We start from the raw sequence: 17,233 nt of genomic DNA, 5'->3' as shown, positions 1-17,233 counted from the left end.
GATCTCAGTCGGTCTCTTCTACTTCAAACATCTGCACGGGCTGGCTCGGCATGATGGTCGAGATAGCATGTTTATAGACGAGCTGCGAATGGCCGTCACGGCGTAAAAGCACACAAAAATTGTCGAACGACGTGACAATTCCAGTCAGTTTCACACCATTAATGAGGAAAATTGTCAGAGAAATCTTCTGTTTTCTGACTGAATTCAGAAATAGGTCTTGAAGATTCTGCGATCGTTCAGCCATTGTTTTTGTCCTTTTATGCGATCAGCAAACGTGTCTCATACAAAATTCTACAGCTGAAGCAAATGTTCTCTGCTCCAGCAGGAGGTGAAAATAGCGTTCTGTTAGTCCCCTCACTCTCCGGTTAACAGGATGGCGTTTTTTCCGCAATGTCAAAAAACGCTTCCCGCAAGGAAAGTGTAGTCGCTCCAGGGTGCCCATTTGCTACCGATTCGCCGTCAATCGCAACGATTGGCATCACAACAGTTGTCGCCGCTGTCATGAAAACCTCCTTGGCTTTCCTGGCTTCGTCCACTGAAAAGCCCCGTTCCTCGATCTTCAGGCCCATTTTTCTTGCCACATCGAAGATGGTGGTGCGCGTGATGCCGCGCAAGATACCGCTCTCGGCTGGCCGGGTCACCAGAACGCCGTCTTTGGTAACGATCCAGGCGTTCGTGGCAGCGCCCTCCTTGACTGTACCATCCGGATCGACAAACCATGCTTCCTGTGCCCCCTGCTCCTTTGCCTCCTGGCGCGCGAGCACATTCGGCAACAGACCGATCGACTTGATATCGACCCGCTCCCAGCGGTTTTCGGGCACTGTGATGACTTTGATACCCTTGGCTGCCCTGGCGGCTGAGGCATGCGGATCGGTGCGCTTGGCGGTGATGACGATCGATGGCGGCGTGTCCACCGATGGAAAGACGTGATCGCGTTTAGCAACGCCGCGCGTGACTTGCAGGTACACGAGACCATTATGGACCCTGTTGCGGCGGACAACTTCCTTGATCACCGCTATGAGTGCCTTGCGGTCCATCGGCCACAGGATTTTGAGCTCGCCAAGCGAGCGGCCCAGCCGGTCGAGATGGCGGGTCATGTCCATTATATTGCCACGAGCGATTTCGCAGACCTCATAGACGCCGTCGGCGAATTGATAGCCGCGATCCTCAATGTGGATTCCTGCTTCGGAGTGCGGCACGTACCGGCCGTTGACATAGGCGATGCGGGACAATTGGCTTCTCCTTAACCGAACGTGCCGAACACGATACGCATGGGAGACTGCAGAGCCACGCGTTTACCGGTATCCTCAAGGCCGCCTGTTTCGATATCGCGCTTGAAAACAGCGACGCCGCCGCCCTTCTGATTTGCGACGAGCATGAACTTGCCTGACGGGTCAATCGTGAAGTTGCGCGGGCCGAGGCCCTCCGATGGTGTCCAGCCCAGCAAAGAAAGCTCACCGTTCTCGGAAACGGCGTAGCTGACGATGCTGTTGTGGCCGCGATTGGAGCCGTACAGAAAGCGCCCATCGGCACTCAGGGCGATTTCAGCGCAGGTGTTGGAATCGCTGAATCGGTCCGGTAGGGTGGGCAGAGTCTGTGCAATCGTGAACCCGGCATTGTCCGAGTGATAATGCAGAACTGAAACAGTGCAGTTCAACTCATTGATAACGTAAGCGATCTTACCATTTTTGTCGAACGTCATGTGCCGTGGACCTGCTCCGTCTGGCAATTGCGTGAACGGTACAGTTGCAAGCGTAAGGCCTTCGCCCTGTTTTGGCAGATTGTAGGCCATGATACGGTCGAGACCTAGATCGCAGACGAATACATAGCGGTTGTCCGGGCTAACCACAGCGCAATGGCCATGCTGGCGCCTGTTCGTCGGCAGAGCGGCATGTGGGCCCTCGTGGATCGCCGCGGCGAACGCGGGATCCAACCCGCCATCGCCGCGGATCCGGAATGCAGCAACCGCATTCCCCGGATGAGCGCCCAGCTCTGCTACCGTGTAATTGGACGCAAAGATCAACCCGCCGGTCTGGTCGAAACCAAGATGACATGTGGTGTTTCCCAGTGTCGGCTGCATGTTGATGTAGGAGAGGTCGCCCGTCGCAGGATCGATATCGAAGGCAACCGCCATATTCTCGTTCCAGGCGGGAATTTCCACAGCGGCATAGAGGCGCTTGCGATTCTCATCGATCGCCAGATAGCCTGGATTGTCGATCGCGAGATATTCGCTGACAAGGGTCAGATCACCGGTCTGGTCATCGAACTGGAAAACGCTGATGCCTTTCCCCTCTCCGGGCACGGCGTTGCGATTCTGATTGCCGACAAAAGCGAATGTTTTTGACATGGGTCATCTCATGAATTGGGAGCTGTGAGATGGAGTGTTTCTCCATCGTCGGGGATGATGAGTCTATGCTTAGCGATGTCGTGAGCATTCGCATAGGCCTGTAGATCGTGACGCGAGACGGTTGCATGGTCCAGCGCTTCCATATGGGTCGCGATGACTTTGGAATGATCGGGAGCGATGCCGCAGACTTCGACAGTCTGTTCCGCATCCATGACGATGTGGATGCCATCCCACTTGGCGCCGCATGAATGGGTGATGATAATGTCAGGCTGAGTTGTTGCAATCGTCTCGCGCACGGGAGGATAGAGGATCGTATCGCCTGCCCAATAGATGGATGGCTCACCATCGGCCTCGATGCTGAAGCCCATGACCTGGCCCATTTTCTCCAGCACCGGACCCGAGCCGTGATTGCCCTCACGGCGGGTCAACTGTATGCCATCGATCGTCAGTTCATCGGTCAGAGGCGTCACATCGCTAAATCCGAACGATCTGATCCTTGCCTCGTCGCCCGGCTGGCAAACGAGCGGCAGGTGCTTGGGAACGAGGTCCTGCGCGACCTTGTCAAAATGATCGGCGTGCAGATGCGACACCAGGACGAGCTCAACGCCGCGGAGTATTTCATCGGTGGATACCGGCAGATCAGTCATCGGATTGGGAGAACGACCGGTGAAAGAAGGCCGGCTGTGCTTTGGTGCGAAGTCGGGATCGATCAGAATGGTCAATCCGGCATAATCGAGTTTCAGCGTTGCATTGCGCAAGAGTTGCAGCTTCATGGTCTCGGTCTCGCTATTGGCTAATACGGCAGTCCACAATTCGTGACGAACATGACGTTGGAATCAGGGGCCGGATACGGCCAACCCCGATCCTAGACCCCGAGGGATTTCAGCTTGCGGTGCAAAGCCGATCGTTCCATTCCAACGAACTCGGCCGTGCGTGAAATGTTGCCGCCGAACCGATTGATCTGGGCAATCAGATATTCCTTCTCGAACCGCTCGCGTGCCTCGCGCAACGGAAGCGCCATGATGTGCTGGTCCGATTCCGTCGGCGGCTTGGGCAATGTATCGCCAATCTCGGCGGGCAGCAGATCGGCCGTGATCACAGCTTCCGGATCGTCGCTGCGTGCGAGAATGATCAGGCGCTCGATATTGTTGCGCAACTGGCGAATGTTTCCAGGCCACGAGTGGGATTGCAGTACGGCCATGGCGTCGAGCCCAATCTTGCGCGGCTTGATACCAGCCTGATCTGCAATTTGCGCCATGAAGAACTCGACAAGCGCAGGAATGTCATCGCGGCGATCGGCCAATGGCGGAACGATGACCGGAACGACGGCCAGCCTGTGGAACAGGTCTTCGCGAAAACGCCCTTCGGCGATCATGGCTTCGAGGTTCTGCGCGGTGGAGGAAATGATCCGGACGTCTACCTTGATCCGCTTCGTGCCCCCTACCCGTTCGAACTGCTGATCGACCAGCACCCGCAGGATCTTGTTCTGCGTTTCGCGCGGCATATCGGCAATTTCGTTGAGATAGAGGATGCCTCCATGGGCCTCCTCCAGGGCACCAACCTTGCGCTCGCCACCATCGGATTCGGTGCCGAACAGTTCAACTTCCATGCGCTCCGGCGTGATCGTTGCGGCATTCAGATTCACGAACGGGCCCTTCGCACGTGCCGACAAGGCATGAATGGCGCGGGCTGTCAGTTCCTTGCCCGCGCCGGATGGCCCGGTGATCATGATGCGGCTGTTGGTCGGTGCGACACGCTCAATGGTCTGGCGAAGATGATTCATGGACAGTGAGCTTCCGAGAAGCTCGAAGCTCTCGCTGGATCGTTTCCGCAAATCCGAGACTTCCCGCCGCAACTTCGACGTCTCAAGCGCGCGCTCGGCAATCAATATCAGCCGGTCTGCCTTGAAGGGCTTCTCGATAAAGTCGTAGGCACCTCGGCGGATTGCCGATACCGCCGTCTCGATATTGCCATGGCCGGAAATCATGACGACCGGAATATCCGGGTGGCGGCTCTTGATCTCGTCCAGCAAGGCCAGACCGTCGAGTCGGCTGCCCTGCATCCAGATGTCGAGGAAGATCAGCCGCGGAATTCGATCGTCAATAGCCGTCAGTGCACTGTCCGCGTCCGATGCGACACGTGCCTCGTAACCTTCATCGCTCAATATTCCTGCGACAAGCTCACGAATGTCGACTTCATCGTCGACGACAAGAATGTCAGATGCCATTTTTCACCTGTTTTTCGGTATTTTCAGCGACCTGGATAACGGTCTGTGTCGTTGGAAAGATCATTCGGATCATTGCACCGCGGCCCGTGTAGAAGTCCTCCGGCGCGTCATGCAACTCAAGCTGTCCGCCATGCTCCTCCACAATCTTCTTGACGATAGCAAGGCCGAGTCCGGTGCCCTTTTCCCGGGTTGTCATGTAGGGTTCAAGCAGGCGCTGACGGTGTTCGCGTGGCAACCCCTTGCCATTGTCCAGAATCTCGACCACGAGCGTGTCGGCAACGCGCCGTGAGCGGATCAGGATATGCCCGTCGTTAAGTCCCTCTTTGACAATGGAATCAACGGATTCCGCGGCATTCTTGATGACGTTTCCGAAGGCCTGCCCCATCAGGCGGCTATCGAACTGGCCAAGGAGTGGCAAATCGCCGAAGTCCCGTTCAAAGCGTATATCGCTGCGGCTGACCTCAACCAGGAACGACGCTTCGCGCAGGGCTTCCCGCAAATCCACTGTCTTGATGTCCGGCTTCGGCATCCGCGCAAATGAAGAAAACTCGTCAACCATCCGGCCAATGTCACCGACCTGACGAATGATCGTCTCGGTACATTGCTCAAAGACTTCGCGATCTTCGGTGATGACCTTGCCGTAGCGCCGGCGCAGCCTCTCAGCCGAGAGTTGAATGGGCGTCAGCGGGTTCTTGATCTCGTGAGCAATACGCCGTGCTACATCGGCCCAGGCCGAGGAACGCTGCGCTTCAACCAGATCGGTGATGTCATCGACAGTTACGACATAAGAATGCTCCAACGACCCGGCATCTTCCATGGTGATCTGCACATTGAACGTCCGGGCGCTCCCGCGCCGCGACATCGCTACCTGGTCGCGGTAGACGGACCGGCCGGTTGCGTGTGCGACCTCGAAGACCAATCCTATTTCCGGAACGAGCGCCGTCAGGTTCTTGCCCGCAGCCATTGCGGGATCCAGCGAGAACATCGCTTCGGCAGAGCGGTTGATGATGCCGATGACACCATCTCCGTTCACGCTGATCACGCCGGCGGTCACCCCGGACAGGACAGCTTCAGAAAACCGCCTCCGCTCATCGATCTGGTCCTTGGCGGCTACGAGTTCGCGTCGCTGACTCCCCAATTGCCGCACCATCGTGTTGAAGGTCTGAGACAAGGAGCCAACATCCCCGTCGGAACGATGCACCGGAACAGAGACATCGAGATTGCCAGTCGCCACATTGTCTGCGGCGCCTATCAACAGCCGGATGGGGCGCACCAGCCGGTCAGCAACGGCGATGCCGGTCCAGATCGCTGATAGCAGCAGAGTCAGCGTGAGACCAAAGTAGAGCAACGCGAAAAGAATCTGTGTTGTGATTCCGCCGCCGTCCGTTTGTTGCTCCTTGGCGGCCCTTTCCTCCATAACCCGACTGGAACTCAGAATATCCGCATCGACCGGACGCACTGCATACAGGAACAGCCCCGGTATTTCGCGCATCTTGATGACTGCGCTGAGCAGATTGGACTGTTCCGGCGGGATCAGTACCGGCTTGCCATCGGCGGCGGTATCCAGCACCGACTTGGAAACTGCGGGGATAACGATGTCGGTCTTGATGTCGGCGCGCAGGGCGATGTCACCGTTCGGTCGGACCAAAGCGGCGCTGAGCAACCCCCTACCGAGCGTCTGCTGCGTCATCAGCCGCGCAAAACCACTGCGATCCAGATTGTACAGCGTCCGTTGACTGTCGAGATCGTTGACCATCTCCAGAGAAGTGCCCTGCAAATTGCGAGCGCTTTCCTGAATATAGGAGTTGGCAAGGCTGATTGACGAATTCACGATCGTTGTCGTGCGCATTTCGAACCAACGATCAAGACCAAGATCGAGGGTTATCGAGGCAACAATCGCGACAATGAGCGCTGGAACAGCAGCCACCAGCGAAAATAGAACCACAAGCCGAACATGAAGGCGTGACGCTGCCTTGCCGCGGCTTCTCGCCTGGACAATGCGATATATCTCCCGCCCAATCAGGACAATCAAAGCCAGGATGAGGATCGCATTGATGCTCGTGAGCAGCAACGTCATCCGACTGCCGGCATGAATGGGCGTCATGCCAGTCAGGATGAAGAACGTGATGCCTGTCGTCAGCAGCGCAAGGATTACGGTGACAATGCCGATCCGGGAATAAAATCTCTGGCCACCGCCGCTGGCAGCGCCGGACACCGAACTTCCAAACAGATTGACCGAGTTTGATACGAGCATTGTTTATGCCATCCCAACGACGTGGCACTCATGCAACACATTGTGGCGGAAATGCAACGCTTTGTCCTCGTTGATGACGCTAAATGCACAGAGATGTTGAAACTCCCGCACAGGCGCGCCGGCCTGCGCGGGAAATTAATAGAAACTGGCAGCCTAAAATATGAAAATTGCGGTCATATTGGCTTTGATTGTCTCGAAAGGAACTGAAACTCGCCGAAAACGCCAGCTGTTGCGATAAACGAATCAAAGTCATGTGAACTTAACAACCGTTAAAATTTACGATATTCGCACAGAGCTTTCTTCATCGCTTTCCGATGTATTGGTACCCGGTGATCAACCTGTTCGGCGGACGCAATGACGACCTACGATTTCTGGATGGCCAAGTTTGGCGATTTTACGCCGATGAAACAGATCGCGATCATGGTCGGCATGGCGATCGTTGCGTCGGACGCACTGGCAGTACTCTTTTTCCTGACCGTCGGGCTCGATCACCTCGTAACCGTTCTGTTTGTGACAACGTTCATCGTGGTTATTGTGAGCGTCCCACTTGGCGCCTTCCTTGTCGGACTCAATTTCCGATTGAAGCAATCAGCGATACAGCTTGATGTCGCCGCCCGCAGGGATGGTCTTACCGGTCTCGGCAACCGAAGCGAGTTCTACCTGCAGGCGCAGCGGCAAATCACATTATGCGACCCGGCAAAGAGCGCCGGAGCGCTGCTCTACATCGACGCGGACCATTTCAAGTCCATCAATGATCGCTATGGACATGCGGTCGGTGACAGCGTCCTCCAGGAAATCGGAAGTCTCCTTCGCTCCACAATTGGCGAGTGGGATTTCGCCGCGCGTTTTGGCGGTGAGGAATTCGCTATTTTCCTGACAGATGCCGATCTCGGAAATGCAGATTGGCTATCGCGCCAAATTCTTGATGGGGTTCGCGATATATCGAAGAAACTCCAGATCGCCGATCTCGAGGTGACGGTGAGTGTCGGCATATCGATCCATGAACCGGGGCAATCGCTCGAAGCGGCCCTCGTTGCAGCGGACAAATGCCTCTACGCCGCAAAGAACCAGGGACGCAATCGGATCGTTCATGCAGAAAGCAATCTGACCATTTTGCACGACCCGCTAATACGCAAGATCTGAGTGAGGTTCCGGCCGAGATCGCGCCCGACCATCGCAGCACGTTTCCGAAATAACTCTTGTTCAACAAATATCGCACGAAACTGCAACGCTACCCTTGAAAAGGCGAAACCGCGGCGTATCTGCGAGTGAGCCTGGAATGTTGCAATACGTTCTGGACGTCACCATTCGGTCCCACCGGTTGCCAGTCCGCCAAAGCGTCAAAGGAGCACGCCCATGTCACTGTCCATGCACAAAATTTCGGTCCCGGCGTTCATCCGTGGCTTCGCGGTGCTTTCATCGTTGATCGACAAGGCAGAGGCGTTTGCAGCTGAGAAGAAAATCGATCAAGCTGTTCTGGTTAATGCCCGGCTCGCCCCTGACATGTTGCCATTTGCCGGTCAGATTCAGCGTGCAAGTGACACCGCAAAGGCCACAATCGGCCGACTAACAACGATTGAGATTCCGAAATTTCCCGACGAGGAACAGACTCTTGGCGAGTTGCGCGAACGTGTTGCCAAGACCGTCGCATTTCTGGAAACCGTGGATCAGTCCGCGCTCGAAGGTAGCGAAACGAAAGAAGTCACTCTGAGCGCTGGGCCACTGAAGGTGACCTTGGACGGCGTGGAGTATATTCTGAAGTTTGTTCTGCCGAATTTCTATTTCCACGTGACCACCGCTCAAAACATCCTGCGTCACAATGGAGTCCAGGTTGGAAAGCTCGATTATCTTGGCCCGTTGAGTTGAGCTTAATCGGCGTCTGACCGTGGCGCAGCGAATGCCGGCCACGGTCAATCAACAACCAGTTATCACGCAACCAGATGCGCGATCTGATCGGTAGAAAGTGTTCGCTTGCGTCCAATTTCATCCCAGCGCTTCAACATCCTGCGATATTTTTCAAGCTGAAGCTCTGGGCGATTATCCGCACTCTTTGAGATTTCCTGCGGGAACTTGAGCACTCTGCTGAGAAAATCGGCGTAGGTGAAATGCTCGCTCGGCTGGTTCGGCCCAAAGCCGACGAACTTCGTCTTGTCCGCAATATTGTTGCTTGTGCCTTTGCTGGACTTCTTGATGGCCTGGAACATCTCAAGAATGTTAGTCACTTCCTCAGCCGTCTCCTCGCTGACGGTGGTTTTCGAGATTCCCAGATCCCCGTAGAGGCTTTCCAGGCCCTTTTCCACGACTTCCTGGTGCCGTTCGTACAGGGAAGTTTTTTCTGGATCAAGCTTCTTCAAGATTTCGTATTGGTTAAACAATACTAAACGTTCCGCAAAACTAAGCACGATTCACCTCCGTATGATCTGATCGCAGTACGACACCTCGCCGTTTGCGTATAATTCACGGGAATGCTGGTGAATACTCTGCACATACTCCTGTTAAGAAGCCTATATTGCACTCATTACAATTTTATCATTTGTAATTATTGCTGGAACTGGGAAAGGTCAAGAGAGTTGCTTAACAACTCGCTAATGCCCTGCGACGAGCGCTACTAACGATCGCTCTTGCTACTCTTGTAGATATTCACACCGAGTTCGCGAATTTTCTTGCGCAGCGTGTTGCGGTTCAGTCCGAGAAGTTCGGCCGCCTTGATCTGATTGCCATGCGTTGCCGTCAAACAAGAGAGTATCAGGGGATATTCCAGCTCCTCGAGCACGCGCTGATAGAGGCCTGTTGGCGGCAGGTCGTCGCCATAGGAGAGGAAGTACCGCTGCATGTTCAATTCCACGGCCTGGGCAATGGTGATCTCCTCATTGGCCATAGCACTTGAAGCAGGTTCCGTTGGCCGCAGATCCGCTTTCAATTCCGCTTCAATGACCTCGGCGTTGATCTCTTCCTGCGGATACAAGGCAGCCAGGCGACGAACGAGATTTTCGAGTTCGCGCACATTGCCCGCCCACGGGTAGCGCCGCATGAGATCAAGTCCGTCGGCTGTTATGCGCTTCTCGGGCAACCCGTCCTTGGCCGCCATCTTGAAAAAGTGCCTGACCAGATCCGGAATGTCCTCGCCGCGCTCTCGCAGTGGCGGCAAACGCAACGGAACCACGTTGAGGCGATAGTAGAGGTCTTCGCGAAACAGCCCCTGATTGATCAGGGTCCGCAAATCCTTGTTTGTCGCGGCGACGATGCGCACATCGGTCTTGATCGGTGTCCGGCCGCCGACTGTCATGTACTCGCCCTGCTGCAGCACACGCAGGAGCCGCGTCTGCGCCTCCATCGGCATATCGCCAATCTCATCTAAGAACAGCGTACCGCCATCTGCCTGCTCAAAGCGTCCGCTTGACCGGTTCTGCGCGCCGGTGAACGCACCGCGCTCGTGGCCGAACAATTCCGATTCAATCAGATCGCGTGGGATCGCAGCCATGTTGATGGCAACAAATGGGCCTTTGCGGCGGCGCCCATATTCGTGCAGGGCCCGCGCGACGAGCTCCTTGCCGGTACCGGATTCGCCGGAAATCATCACCGTCAGATCAGTCTGCATCATGCGGGCAAGCACGCGGTAGATGTCTTGCATCGCGGGTGAGCGCCCAACGAGCGGCATCGTGTCCGGCTGCTCGTCCGCCGCCCATTTCTCCGTCTTCTTCTTGGGTTCGGCAAGTGCCCGGCCAACGATGCTGACGAGCTCCGTCAGATCGAATGGCTTTGGCAAATATTCATAAGCCCCTGCTTCCGATGCTCGTATGGCGGTCATGAAGGTGTTTTGTGCACTCATGACGATTACCGGAAGATCGGGCCGGGATTTCTTTATCCGGGGCAGCAGATCAAATGCGTTCTCATCGGGCATGACCACGTCGGTGATCACGAGATCGCCGTCACCGGCAGATATCCAGCGCCATAGCGTGGCAGCATTGGAGGTAATGCGAACATCATAGCCCGCACGAGACAACGCCTGGTTGAGGACCGTTCTGATAGCCGCGTCGTCATCTGCGACGAGAATGCTGCCCAAACTCATGATCAGGATCCTGCTTTCTTGGAATATGGTTTTTCGTCTGCGTGTTCATCATCGAGCGGTCCGCTCTGCCAGGCAGGCATCAAGATTCTGAACGTGGTCTTACGCGGCACGGAATCACATTCGATGACACCACCGTGGTCGCCAACGATTTTGGCAACGAGGGCAAGACCAAGTCCTGAACCGTTGGGCTTTGTCGTAATGAAGGGATCGAACAGATGCGGCATGATATCGGGTGCCACACCTGGGCCAGTATCCTGAACAGTAAATTCCAGAGGCAGCGAGACGCGGGTGCGCATGCCCGGAACGGACAGGCGAATGCCCGGCCGGAACGCTGTTGAAAGGGTGATTTCACCGGGTTCATTCTGGCCGATCGACTCGGCGGCGTTCTTGACCAGATTGAGAAAGATCTGAACGAGTTGGTCGCGATTGGCGAACACATAAGGCAATGACGGATCATAATCCTCATGGAACTTGATGTGGCTGGCAAAGCCGTTCTTGGCGATGGCTTTGACGTGATCGAGCACCACGTGAATGTTCACCGCCTCGCGCTCGATCGGTCGCTCATCGGAAAAAACCTCCATGCGATCGACGAGCGAAACGATCCGGTCTGTTTCATCGGTGATCAGCCGGGTCAATGCCCGGTCGTCATCGTTCAGACCTGTTTCGAGCAACTGCGCCGCACCACGAATACCAGACAAAGGATTCTTGATTTCGTGCGCCAGCATGGAGGCAAGCCCGGTAACGGAACGAGCAGCACCGCGATGCGTCATCTGGCGGTCGAGTTTTTCCGCCATTGACCGTTCCTTGAACAGGATAACAATCGAGCCAGGGGACTCGCTGACTGGCGTCACATAGAGATCGACGATGCGGTCCTGGCCAAGCCGGGGCGACGAAACATCGACGCGATATTCGTTCACCGGCGACGGATTTTCCCGCACCTGTTTAACGAGGGCGAGCAAGGGGCTGCCGAATGGCAGCAGCATATCGAGAGTATTACGGCTCAGGATGCTGGCGCTGGAGCGAAAAAAAGCCTCGGCATCCGCATTCGCATAGGAAATGTGGCCGGCGTCATCGAGCATGATCACCGGATGTCGGATAGAGTTGAGGACAATCCCCGCCAAACGGTCTTCCAGCACAGGATCTGACGCTGTCATTACGCTACTTTCTTCATATCTTCTGCGGACGGCCGAGAAAGGGCTGCATGCAATCGCCGCGCAACCTGGCGGGGATTGGTTTCCGTCATGATTGAACCGCGCTCGGCCGAACCAACGTCGACACCATGGGTCTCCAGATACCAGCCCAGATGTTTGCGCGCATGGCGGATGCCTGTCGGCTCGCCATAATGCGCGAGCATCGCTTCGTAATGCGCCACGGCATAGTCAGCGATCATTTCGCTGGCATCACGCCCCATGCCATGGACGATCGCCCCTGGAAGCCAGGGCTGACCGTAAGCACCTCGTCCGACCATCACAGCATCGGCGCCGGATGCTTCGAGGATCGCAACAGCGTCATCACGGCTGAGAACATCACCATTCGCAACAAGCGGGATCGTGATCGCATTTTTGACAGCACGAATGGCATGCCAATCCGCCTTGCCCTCATAGAACTGACAGCGTGTACGGCCATGGACCGTGACCATTTGTACACCAGCTTGCTGCGCGCGTGCGGCAAGCTCCGGCGCATTGATGGTCTCGTCGTCCCAACCTAGCCGCATTTTCAGCGTCACCGGAACGCGCACGGCGGCAATTGTTGCCTCGATCAGCGCCAAGGCGTGATCGAGATCGCGCATCAGCGCCGATCCCGAGAGTCCACCCGTCACCTTTTTGGCTGGGCAACCCATATTAATATCGATGATGTGCGCACCCTCGCCTTCCGTGATACGCGCTGCCTCGGCCATCCATCGGGCTTCACGACCGGCAATCTGCACCACATGCGTACCCAGACCGTCGCCCTTCAAGCGAAGCAGATTGCCGCGCTCGCGAGTACAGAGCTCGGCACTCGCCACCATTTCCGACACCACCAATCCGGCGCCTGCCTGCCAGGCCAACTGGCGGAACGGCAGGTCGGAAACCCCCGACATCGGCGCCAGAAACACGCGGTTGCGTAGCTGCACTCCGCCTATGTCAAGTGGTTGGTTCAGTTCGATCACACTCAATCTGCCTGTTTCGTATGCAATTTCATAATAGCCTATCCTTTAGACAGGATCGTGCCTCTTCGCAAGGCAAAGAGCGCCGCACCGTGATCAGATTTCGACTTGTTCTAACTTAAACCTCTAGCCTTTCACTTTGGCACAGGGTAACGCAATCCGACGTGACGGAGAGAAGTGTTGGCGGGCAAGAGGAACGATAAACAAATGCGGGTCGCCGCTGTCATTGTGGCAGCGGGGCGCGGAGAACGCGCAGGCCAAAGCGTTGAAGGGCCAAAACAATATCGCAAGATTGGCGGAGAAGCTGTTCTGGCACACACGTTGCGTGCATTTCTGGATTGCCCGCTCATCAATGACATCGTCGTTGTTATACACAAGGAAGACGAGGCATTGTTTGTCCAAGCGACGGATGGCTTTGGATCGAATGTAGTTTCGGTAACCGGGGGCCCGACACGTCAGGAGTCGACCCGGCTCGGTTTGCTGGCGCTCAAGAAAGCTGCACCAGACCATGTTTTGATTCACGATGGCGTTCGCCCGTTCATTTCGGCAGACCTTCTGGAGCGGGTGATTTTCAATCTGACACCGCATATCGGTGTATTGCCGGTGCTCGCCGTTTCGGACACGTTAAAGTCAGCAGGGCATGATGCGATGGTAAGCGCTACGGTGCCGCGCGCCGGCCTCTATGCTGCGCAGACACCCCAGGCTTTTCCCTTCCAGCCCATTCTCGCCGCCCATGATGCGGCTTTCGCTGCCGGAAGGTCCGATTTTACTGACGATTCGGCTATTGCTGAATGGCACGGCCTGCCAGTGCGGATCGTCGAGGGCTCTGCGGACAACACGAAACTGACCTGGGCAAAGGATATCGATATGGCCGACGACCGTCTGTCGCAAAAGCTTGCCGCTTATCCGGATGTTCGGACTGGTAACGGCTATGATGTGCACGCTTTCGAACCCGGCAATGGCGTGATGCTCGCGGGCGTGTTCATTGCGCATGATCGGAAGCTTTCCGGACATTCCGATGCCGACGTGGCGCTGCATGCGCTGACCGACGCGTTGCTGGCGACCCGTGGCGCCGGCGATATCGGCACGCATTTTCCACCGTCCGATCCGCAATGGAAAGGTGTTGCCTCGCATATATTCGTCGAGCATGCGATGAAAATCGTAAAACAAGCGGGTGGACGGATTGCTAATGCCGATATCACGTTGATCTGCGAATCGCCGAAGGTTGGACCGCACCGCGAAGCAATGACTGCCGCCCTGTCGAAAATGCTGGGCATCACAACTGACCGCATTTCCATCAAGGCCACGACGAACGAAAAGCTCGGATTCATTGGCCGCGAAGAAGGTATTGCGGCCATCGCCACCGCATCGGTCATCTATCCTGGAGGACTCCCGGAATGAACGATCTGATCGCAGAAGCCAAGGCGATTGCCGTGCTTGAGACATGCCGAAGGAAAGGCTTGCTTCTCGCGACTGCTGAGTCATGTACAGGTGGTCTCATCGTTGCATCACTGACTGACATTGGTGGATCATCGGATGTCGTCGATCGTGGTTTCGTCACCTATTCGAACGAGGCCAAGCACGAGATGCTTGGCGTTCCGATGGAACTGATAGCTGCGCACGGGGCCGTTTCGGAAGAAGTGGCGATGGCGATGGCTGCAGGCGCCCTCGCCCACTCACGAGCGGGCATTGCTGTTGCCGTCACCGGGATTGCCGGACCAGGCGGCGGTTCGACGGCGAAACCTGTCGGGCTTGTCTGGTTCGGATTGGCGCTCCAGGGAAAACGACCCGTCGCGATGCGCCGGGTTTTTCTCGATCACGGCCGGGCATCGATCCGCCGCGCCGCTACCAATACCGCCCTCGACTGGATTTTAGAGGCTTTGTCAGCCGATCAAGTACGCTGAACGCGGAAAGCCATGCCGATCGACTCCGGCGTGACCGGTTCGAAACCGAACTTTGCATAAAGGTACTTGGCAGGACCATCGGCGATCAAGCTGACATAGGCACCGTCAGGCGCCTCTGCCTTCACATAATCAATCAGGCTGGAGACAATGATCTTTCCCAAACCCTTGCCCTGATGGGATGGATCAACCGCAATATCGACAATCTGATAAAAACAGCCATTGTCACCGATAACACGGCCCATCGCGACAGTTTCACCAGCCTGATAGCGAATGGTCGTCGCATAGAGCGTATTGGGCAGCCCCTTCTCGGCGGCCTCCTTGCTCTTCGGGCTCAAGCCCGCGATTTCGCGCAAACGCCGATAATCTTCAATCGAGGGCGTGCCGATATGGACCTGATAATCAGAACCTTCGTGTATCATGCTTGATTATCCATCACACCACAGGCGATTTCTCACCCTTGCCATAGATCGCGTCAGCGCGCTTTTCGAATGCTTCAGTAAATTTACGGAATGCAATATCAAACATCGACCCCATCAAAAAGCCAAGCGTACGGCTCTTGAATTCGTAGTCGATGTAGAATTTGACCGTGGATTTCTCCGGATTGGCGTCTGGAACAAACTGCCAGCGGTTGTCGAGATAGCGGAATGGACCGTCAATATACTTCGTGAGGATGACTTTTTCCTCAGGCTTCAGCAAAACCTGGCTGGTAAAGGTTTCGCGGATCAGTTTGTAGCCGACGGTCATGTCCGCGACCAGCAGCGTCTTGCCGTGGCTCTCCTTGCGCGAGCGAACCTTTAAGCTCTCGCACATTGGAAGGAACTGCGGATAGCTTTCGACGTCGGCGACCAGATCAAACATCTGCAAGGCCGGATGGACGACAGGACGGGACGTTTCAAATTTCGGCATGCGTTAGCTACGCGATGCGTACAGCGCCTCGCGTGCAGCCCTCAACTTGGCAAAGTCGTCGCCGGCATGGTGCGATGAACGCGTCAGCGGGCTCGACGCGACAACCAGGAAGCCTTTGGTCTTGGCGATGGTCGCATAGGATTTGAACTCATCCGGAGTAACGTAATTCAGCACGGGATGATGCTTGCGCGTTGGTTGCAAATATTGGCCGATGGTCATGAAGTCGACGTCGGCAGACCGCAAATCATCCATCAACTGCAGCACTTCGTTTCGCTCTTCGCCAAGCCCGACCATGATACCGGATTTCGTGAAGATAGTTGGGTCGATCTCCTTCACGCGCTGCAACAGGCGGATGGAGTGGAAGTAACGGGCACCCGGCCGCACTTTCAGATAGTTCGAAGGCACGGTTTCCAGATTGTGGTTGAACACGTCCGGACGGGCGGCAACAACGATCTCAAGGGCGCCTTCCTTGCGCAGGAAGTCCGGCGTCAGGATTTCGATCGTGGTTCCGGGCGATATCCGCCGGATCGCATGAATCACATCGGCAAAGTGCTGTGCGCCACCATCGGCAAGATCGTCGCGGTCAACGGATGTGATCACCACATGCGACAGACCCATCTTCAGAACGGCCTTACCGACATTTTCCGGCTCATTTGGATCAAGCGCCGTTGGCAGACCGGTCGCGACGTTGCAGAAGGCGCAGGCGCGTGTGCAAATCTCGCCCATGATCATGAAGGTCGCGTGTTTCTTGTCCCAGCACTCGCCAATATTCGGGCAACCGGCTTCTTCGCAAACGGTGACGAGATTGTGCGACCGCACGATGTCGCGCGTTTCCGAATAGCCTTTCGACACGGGGGCCTTCACCCGGATCCAGTCGGGTTTCTTCAGAATTTCCGAATCCGGGCGGTGCGCCTTTTCCGGATGCCGAAGACGCCGCTTTTGATCGATCGTGTCGAGTACCGTTACCATCAGAATGTCCTAGTTCGTGGCCCTGGACTTGCCGAAAACCCAAAGAATGAGGATTGCGCCAGCCGTCGCAACGATCAGATTTCCAAGAAATCCGTAGAAGTTGAAATTCAACAGTCCCGCCAGCGTGCCACCGACGAAAGATCCGGCGATACCGACAAGAATATTGGTGAAAAGGCCATGGTCACGATTCATTGCCTTTTCGGCGATATAACCGGCAATGAAACCAATTACCAGCATCCCAAAGAAACCGACACCGGGCATGCCCATGATACCAACCGGCTGATCCATGTTCTCTCCCTAACCTTTGTCTACCGCAACTACGGACGGAAAACCGCTTCACACTTTTCCCGCAGTTGCTCTAGCGCCCTGACGCGATTGCTATGGCGCGCAATACCAGAGCCCATATAGCAC

Annotated in this window: 18 protein-coding genes; 4 read left to right on the top strand and 14 right to left on the bottom strand. The window is 55.9% G+C overall.

The window, feature by feature from the left end:
- Positions 1-4: 4 nt before the first annotated feature.
- The 6 genes from hfq to CU102_RS08270 form a co-directional block, all read right to left on the bottom strand.
- A complete protein-coding gene (gene hfq / locus CU102_RS08295; RefSeq protein WP_106710642.1) occupies positions 5-244 on the bottom strand; it encodes an RNA chaperone Hfq in 240 nt (79 codons plus the stop codon).
- Between the two features lie 121 nt (positions 245-365).
- Positions 366-1,232, bottom strand: coding sequence for a D-amino-acid transaminase (locus CU102_RS08290; RefSeq protein WP_106710641.1), 867 nt, complete (start codon positions 1,230-1,232; stop codon positions 366-368).
- Between the two features lie 11 nt (positions 1,233-1,243).
- Positions 1,244-2,347 (bottom strand): lactonase family protein, encoded by a 1,104-nt coding sequence (locus tag CU102_RS08285; protein WP_106710640.1) that lies wholly within the window; start codon positions 2,345-2,347, stop codon positions 1,244-1,246.
- Between the two features lie 8 nt (positions 2,348-2,355).
- Positions 2,356-3,120 carry an MBL fold metallo-hydrolase gene (locus CU102_RS08280; RefSeq protein WP_106710639.1) on the bottom strand — a complete coding sequence of 255 codons (765 nt, stop codon included), beginning with the start codon at positions 3,118-3,120 and terminating at the stop codon, positions 2,356-2,358.
- 92 nt (positions 3,121-3,212) lie between these two features.
- Complete coding sequence (ntrX, locus tag CU102_RS08275; RefSeq protein WP_106710638.1) at positions 3,213-4,574, bottom strand: nitrogen assimilation response regulator NtrX; 1,362 nt, start codon at positions 4,572-4,574, stop codon at positions 3,213-3,215.
- Entirely contained in the window at positions 4,564-6,828 is a 2,265-nt protein-coding gene (locus CU102_RS08270; RefSeq protein WP_106710637.1) for a sensor histidine kinase NtrY-like, read from the bottom strand. Before CU102_RS08270 ends, ntrX begins: the two co-directional genes overlap by 11 nt.
- A gap of 354 nt (positions 6,829-7,182) precedes the next feature.
- Between CU102_RS08270 and CU102_RS08265 the strand changes: the two genes are divergently transcribed.
- Positions 7,183-7,971, top strand: a complete 789-nt coding sequence (locus CU102_RS08265; RefSeq protein ID WP_106710636.1) for a GGDEF domain-containing protein — start codon at positions 7,183-7,185, stop codon at positions 7,969-7,971.
- Between the two features lie 213 nt (positions 7,972-8,184).
- Positions 8,185-8,694, top strand: a complete 510-nt coding sequence (locus tag CU102_RS08260; protein ID WP_106710635.1) for a DUF1993 domain-containing protein — start codon at positions 8,185-8,187, stop codon at positions 8,692-8,694.
- A gap of 62 nt (positions 8,695-8,756) precedes the next feature.
- Here CU102_RS08260 and CU102_RS08255 read toward each other — a convergent pair whose 3' ends face one another.
- The 4 genes from CU102_RS08255 to dusB form a co-directional block, all read right to left on the bottom strand.
- A complete protein-coding gene (locus CU102_RS08255) occupies positions 8,757-9,230 on the bottom strand; it encodes a YfbU family protein (protein WP_166648340.1) in 474 nt (157 codons plus the stop codon).
- A gap of 206 nt (positions 9,231-9,436) precedes the next feature.
- Positions 9,437-10,897, bottom strand: a complete 1,461-nt coding sequence (gene ntrC / locus CU102_RS08250; RefSeq protein WP_106710633.1) for a nitrogen regulation protein NR(I) — start codon at positions 10,895-10,897, stop codon at positions 9,437-9,439.
- A 2-nt stretch (positions 10,898-10,899) separates the two neighbouring features.
- A complete protein-coding gene (locus tag CU102_RS08245) occupies positions 10,900-12,051 on the bottom strand; it encodes a two-component system sensor histidine kinase NtrB (protein WP_106710632.1) in 1,152 nt (383 codons plus the stop codon).
- On the bottom strand, positions 12,051-13,046 hold the full coding sequence (gene dusB / locus CU102_RS08240) for a tRNA dihydrouridine synthase DusB (RefSeq protein ID WP_106710631.1): 996 nt from the start codon (positions 13,044-13,046) through the stop codon (positions 12,051-12,053). The genes CU102_RS08245 and dusB overlap by 1 nt, the downstream gene beginning before the upstream one ends.
- A gap of 204 nt (positions 13,047-13,250) precedes the next feature.
- Between dusB and CU102_RS08235 the strand changes: the two genes are divergently transcribed.
- Entirely contained in the window at positions 13,251-14,444 is a 1,194-nt protein-coding gene (locus CU102_RS08235) for a bifunctional 2-C-methyl-D-erythritol 4-phosphate cytidylyltransferase/2-C-methyl-D-erythritol 2,4-cyclodiphosphate synthase (RefSeq protein ID WP_106710630.1), read from the top strand.
- Complete coding sequence (locus tag CU102_RS08230; protein WP_106710629.1) at positions 14,441-14,947, top strand: CinA family protein; 507 nt, start codon at positions 14,441-14,443, stop codon at positions 14,945-14,947. The genes CU102_RS08235 and CU102_RS08230 overlap by 4 nt, the downstream gene beginning before the upstream one ends.
- Here the strand turns inward: CU102_RS08230 and CU102_RS08225 are convergent.
- Genes CU102_RS08225 through CU102_RS08210 form a run of 4 tightly spaced genes read right to left on the bottom strand, consistent with a single transcriptional unit; the run spans position 14,935 to position 17,110 of the window.
- Positions 14,935-15,366 carry a GNAT family N-acetyltransferase gene (locus tag CU102_RS08225; protein WP_106710628.1) on the bottom strand — a complete coding sequence of 144 codons (432 nt, stop codon included), beginning with the start codon at positions 15,364-15,366 and terminating at the stop codon, positions 14,935-14,937. The two genes, CU102_RS08230 and CU102_RS08225, sit on opposite strands and share 13 nt — an antisense overlap.
- Before the next feature lie 13 nt (positions 15,367-15,379).
- A complete protein-coding gene (locus CU102_RS08220; protein ID WP_106710627.1) occupies positions 15,380-15,853 on the bottom strand; it encodes a type II toxin-antitoxin system RatA family toxin in 474 nt (157 codons plus the stop codon).
- Between the two features lie 3 nt (positions 15,854-15,856).
- Complete coding sequence (lipA, locus tag CU102_RS08215; RefSeq protein WP_106710626.1) at positions 15,857-16,822, bottom strand: lipoyl synthase; 966 nt, start codon at positions 16,820-16,822, stop codon at positions 15,857-15,859.
- 9 nt (positions 16,823-16,831) lie between these two features.
- A complete protein-coding gene (locus tag CU102_RS08210) occupies positions 16,832-17,110 on the bottom strand; it encodes a GlsB/YeaQ/YmgE family stress response membrane protein (RefSeq protein ID WP_106710625.1) in 279 nt (92 codons plus the stop codon).
- Between the last annotated feature and the right edge of the window lie 123 nt (positions 17,111-17,233).

The organism is Phyllobacterium brassicacearum (assembly GCF_003010955.1).
Classification (GTDB): Bacteria; Pseudomonadota; Alphaproteobacteria; order Rhizobiales; family Rhizobiaceae; genus Phyllobacterium; species Phyllobacterium brassicacearum.
The sequence above is the reverse complement of the archived record's forward strand: the minus strand, read 5'-3'. Positions and strand labels throughout refer to the sequence as shown.

Coding starts and splice junctions, on each gene's coding strand:
- hfq (WP_106710642.1), bottom strand. CDS start 244: ATGGCTGAACGATCGCAGAATCTTCAAGACCTATTTCTGAATTCAGTC.
- CU102_RS08285 (WP_106710640.1), bottom strand. CDS start 2,347: ATGTCAAAAACATTCGCTTTTGTCGGCAATCAGAATCGCAACGCCGTG.
- CU102_RS08280 (WP_106710639.1), bottom strand. CDS start 3,120: ATGAAGCTGCAACTCTTGCGCAATGCAACGCTGAAACTCGATTATGCC.
- ntrX (WP_106710638.1), bottom strand. CDS start 4,574: ATGGCATCTGACATTCTTGTCGTCGACGATGAAGTCGACATTCGTGAG.
- CU102_RS08270 (WP_106710637.1), bottom strand. CDS start 6,828: ATGCTCGTATCAAACTCGGTCAATCTGTTTGGAAGTTCGGTGTCCGGC.
- CU102_RS08265 (WP_106710636.1), top strand. CDS start 7,183: ATGACGACCTACGATTTCTGGATGGCCAAGTTTGGCGATTTTACGCCG.
- CU102_RS08260 (WP_106710635.1), top strand. CDS start 8,185: ATGTCACTGTCCATGCACAAAATTTCGGTCCCGGCGTTCATCCGTGGC.
- ntrC (WP_106710633.1), bottom strand. CDS start 10,897: ATGAGTTTGGGCAGCATTCTCGTCGCAGATGACGACGCGGCTATCAGA.
- CU102_RS08245 (WP_106710632.1), bottom strand. CDS start 12,051: ATGACAGCGTCAGATCCTGTGCTGGAAGACCGTTTGGCGGGGATTGTC.
- CU102_RS08235 (WP_106710630.1), top strand. CDS start 13,251: ATGCGGGTCGCCGCTGTCATTGTGGCAGCGGGGCGCGGAGAACGCGCA.
- CU102_RS08230 (WP_106710629.1), top strand. CDS start 14,441: ATGAACGATCTGATCGCAGAAGCCAAGGCGATTGCCGTGCTTGAGACA.
- CU102_RS08225 (WP_106710628.1), bottom strand. CDS start 15,366: ATGATACACGAAGGTTCTGATTATCAGGTCCATATCGGCACGCCCTCG.
- CU102_RS08220 (WP_106710627.1), bottom strand. CDS start 15,853: ATGCCGAAATTTGAAACGTCCCGTCCTGTCGTCCATCCGGCCTTGCAG.
- lipA (WP_106710626.1), bottom strand. CDS start 16,822: ATGGTAACGGTACTCGACACGATCGATCAAAAGCGGCGTCTTCGGCAT.
- CU102_RS08210 (WP_106710625.1), bottom strand. CDS start 17,110: ATGGATCAGCCGGTTGGTATCATGGGCATGCCCGGTGTCGGTTTCTTT.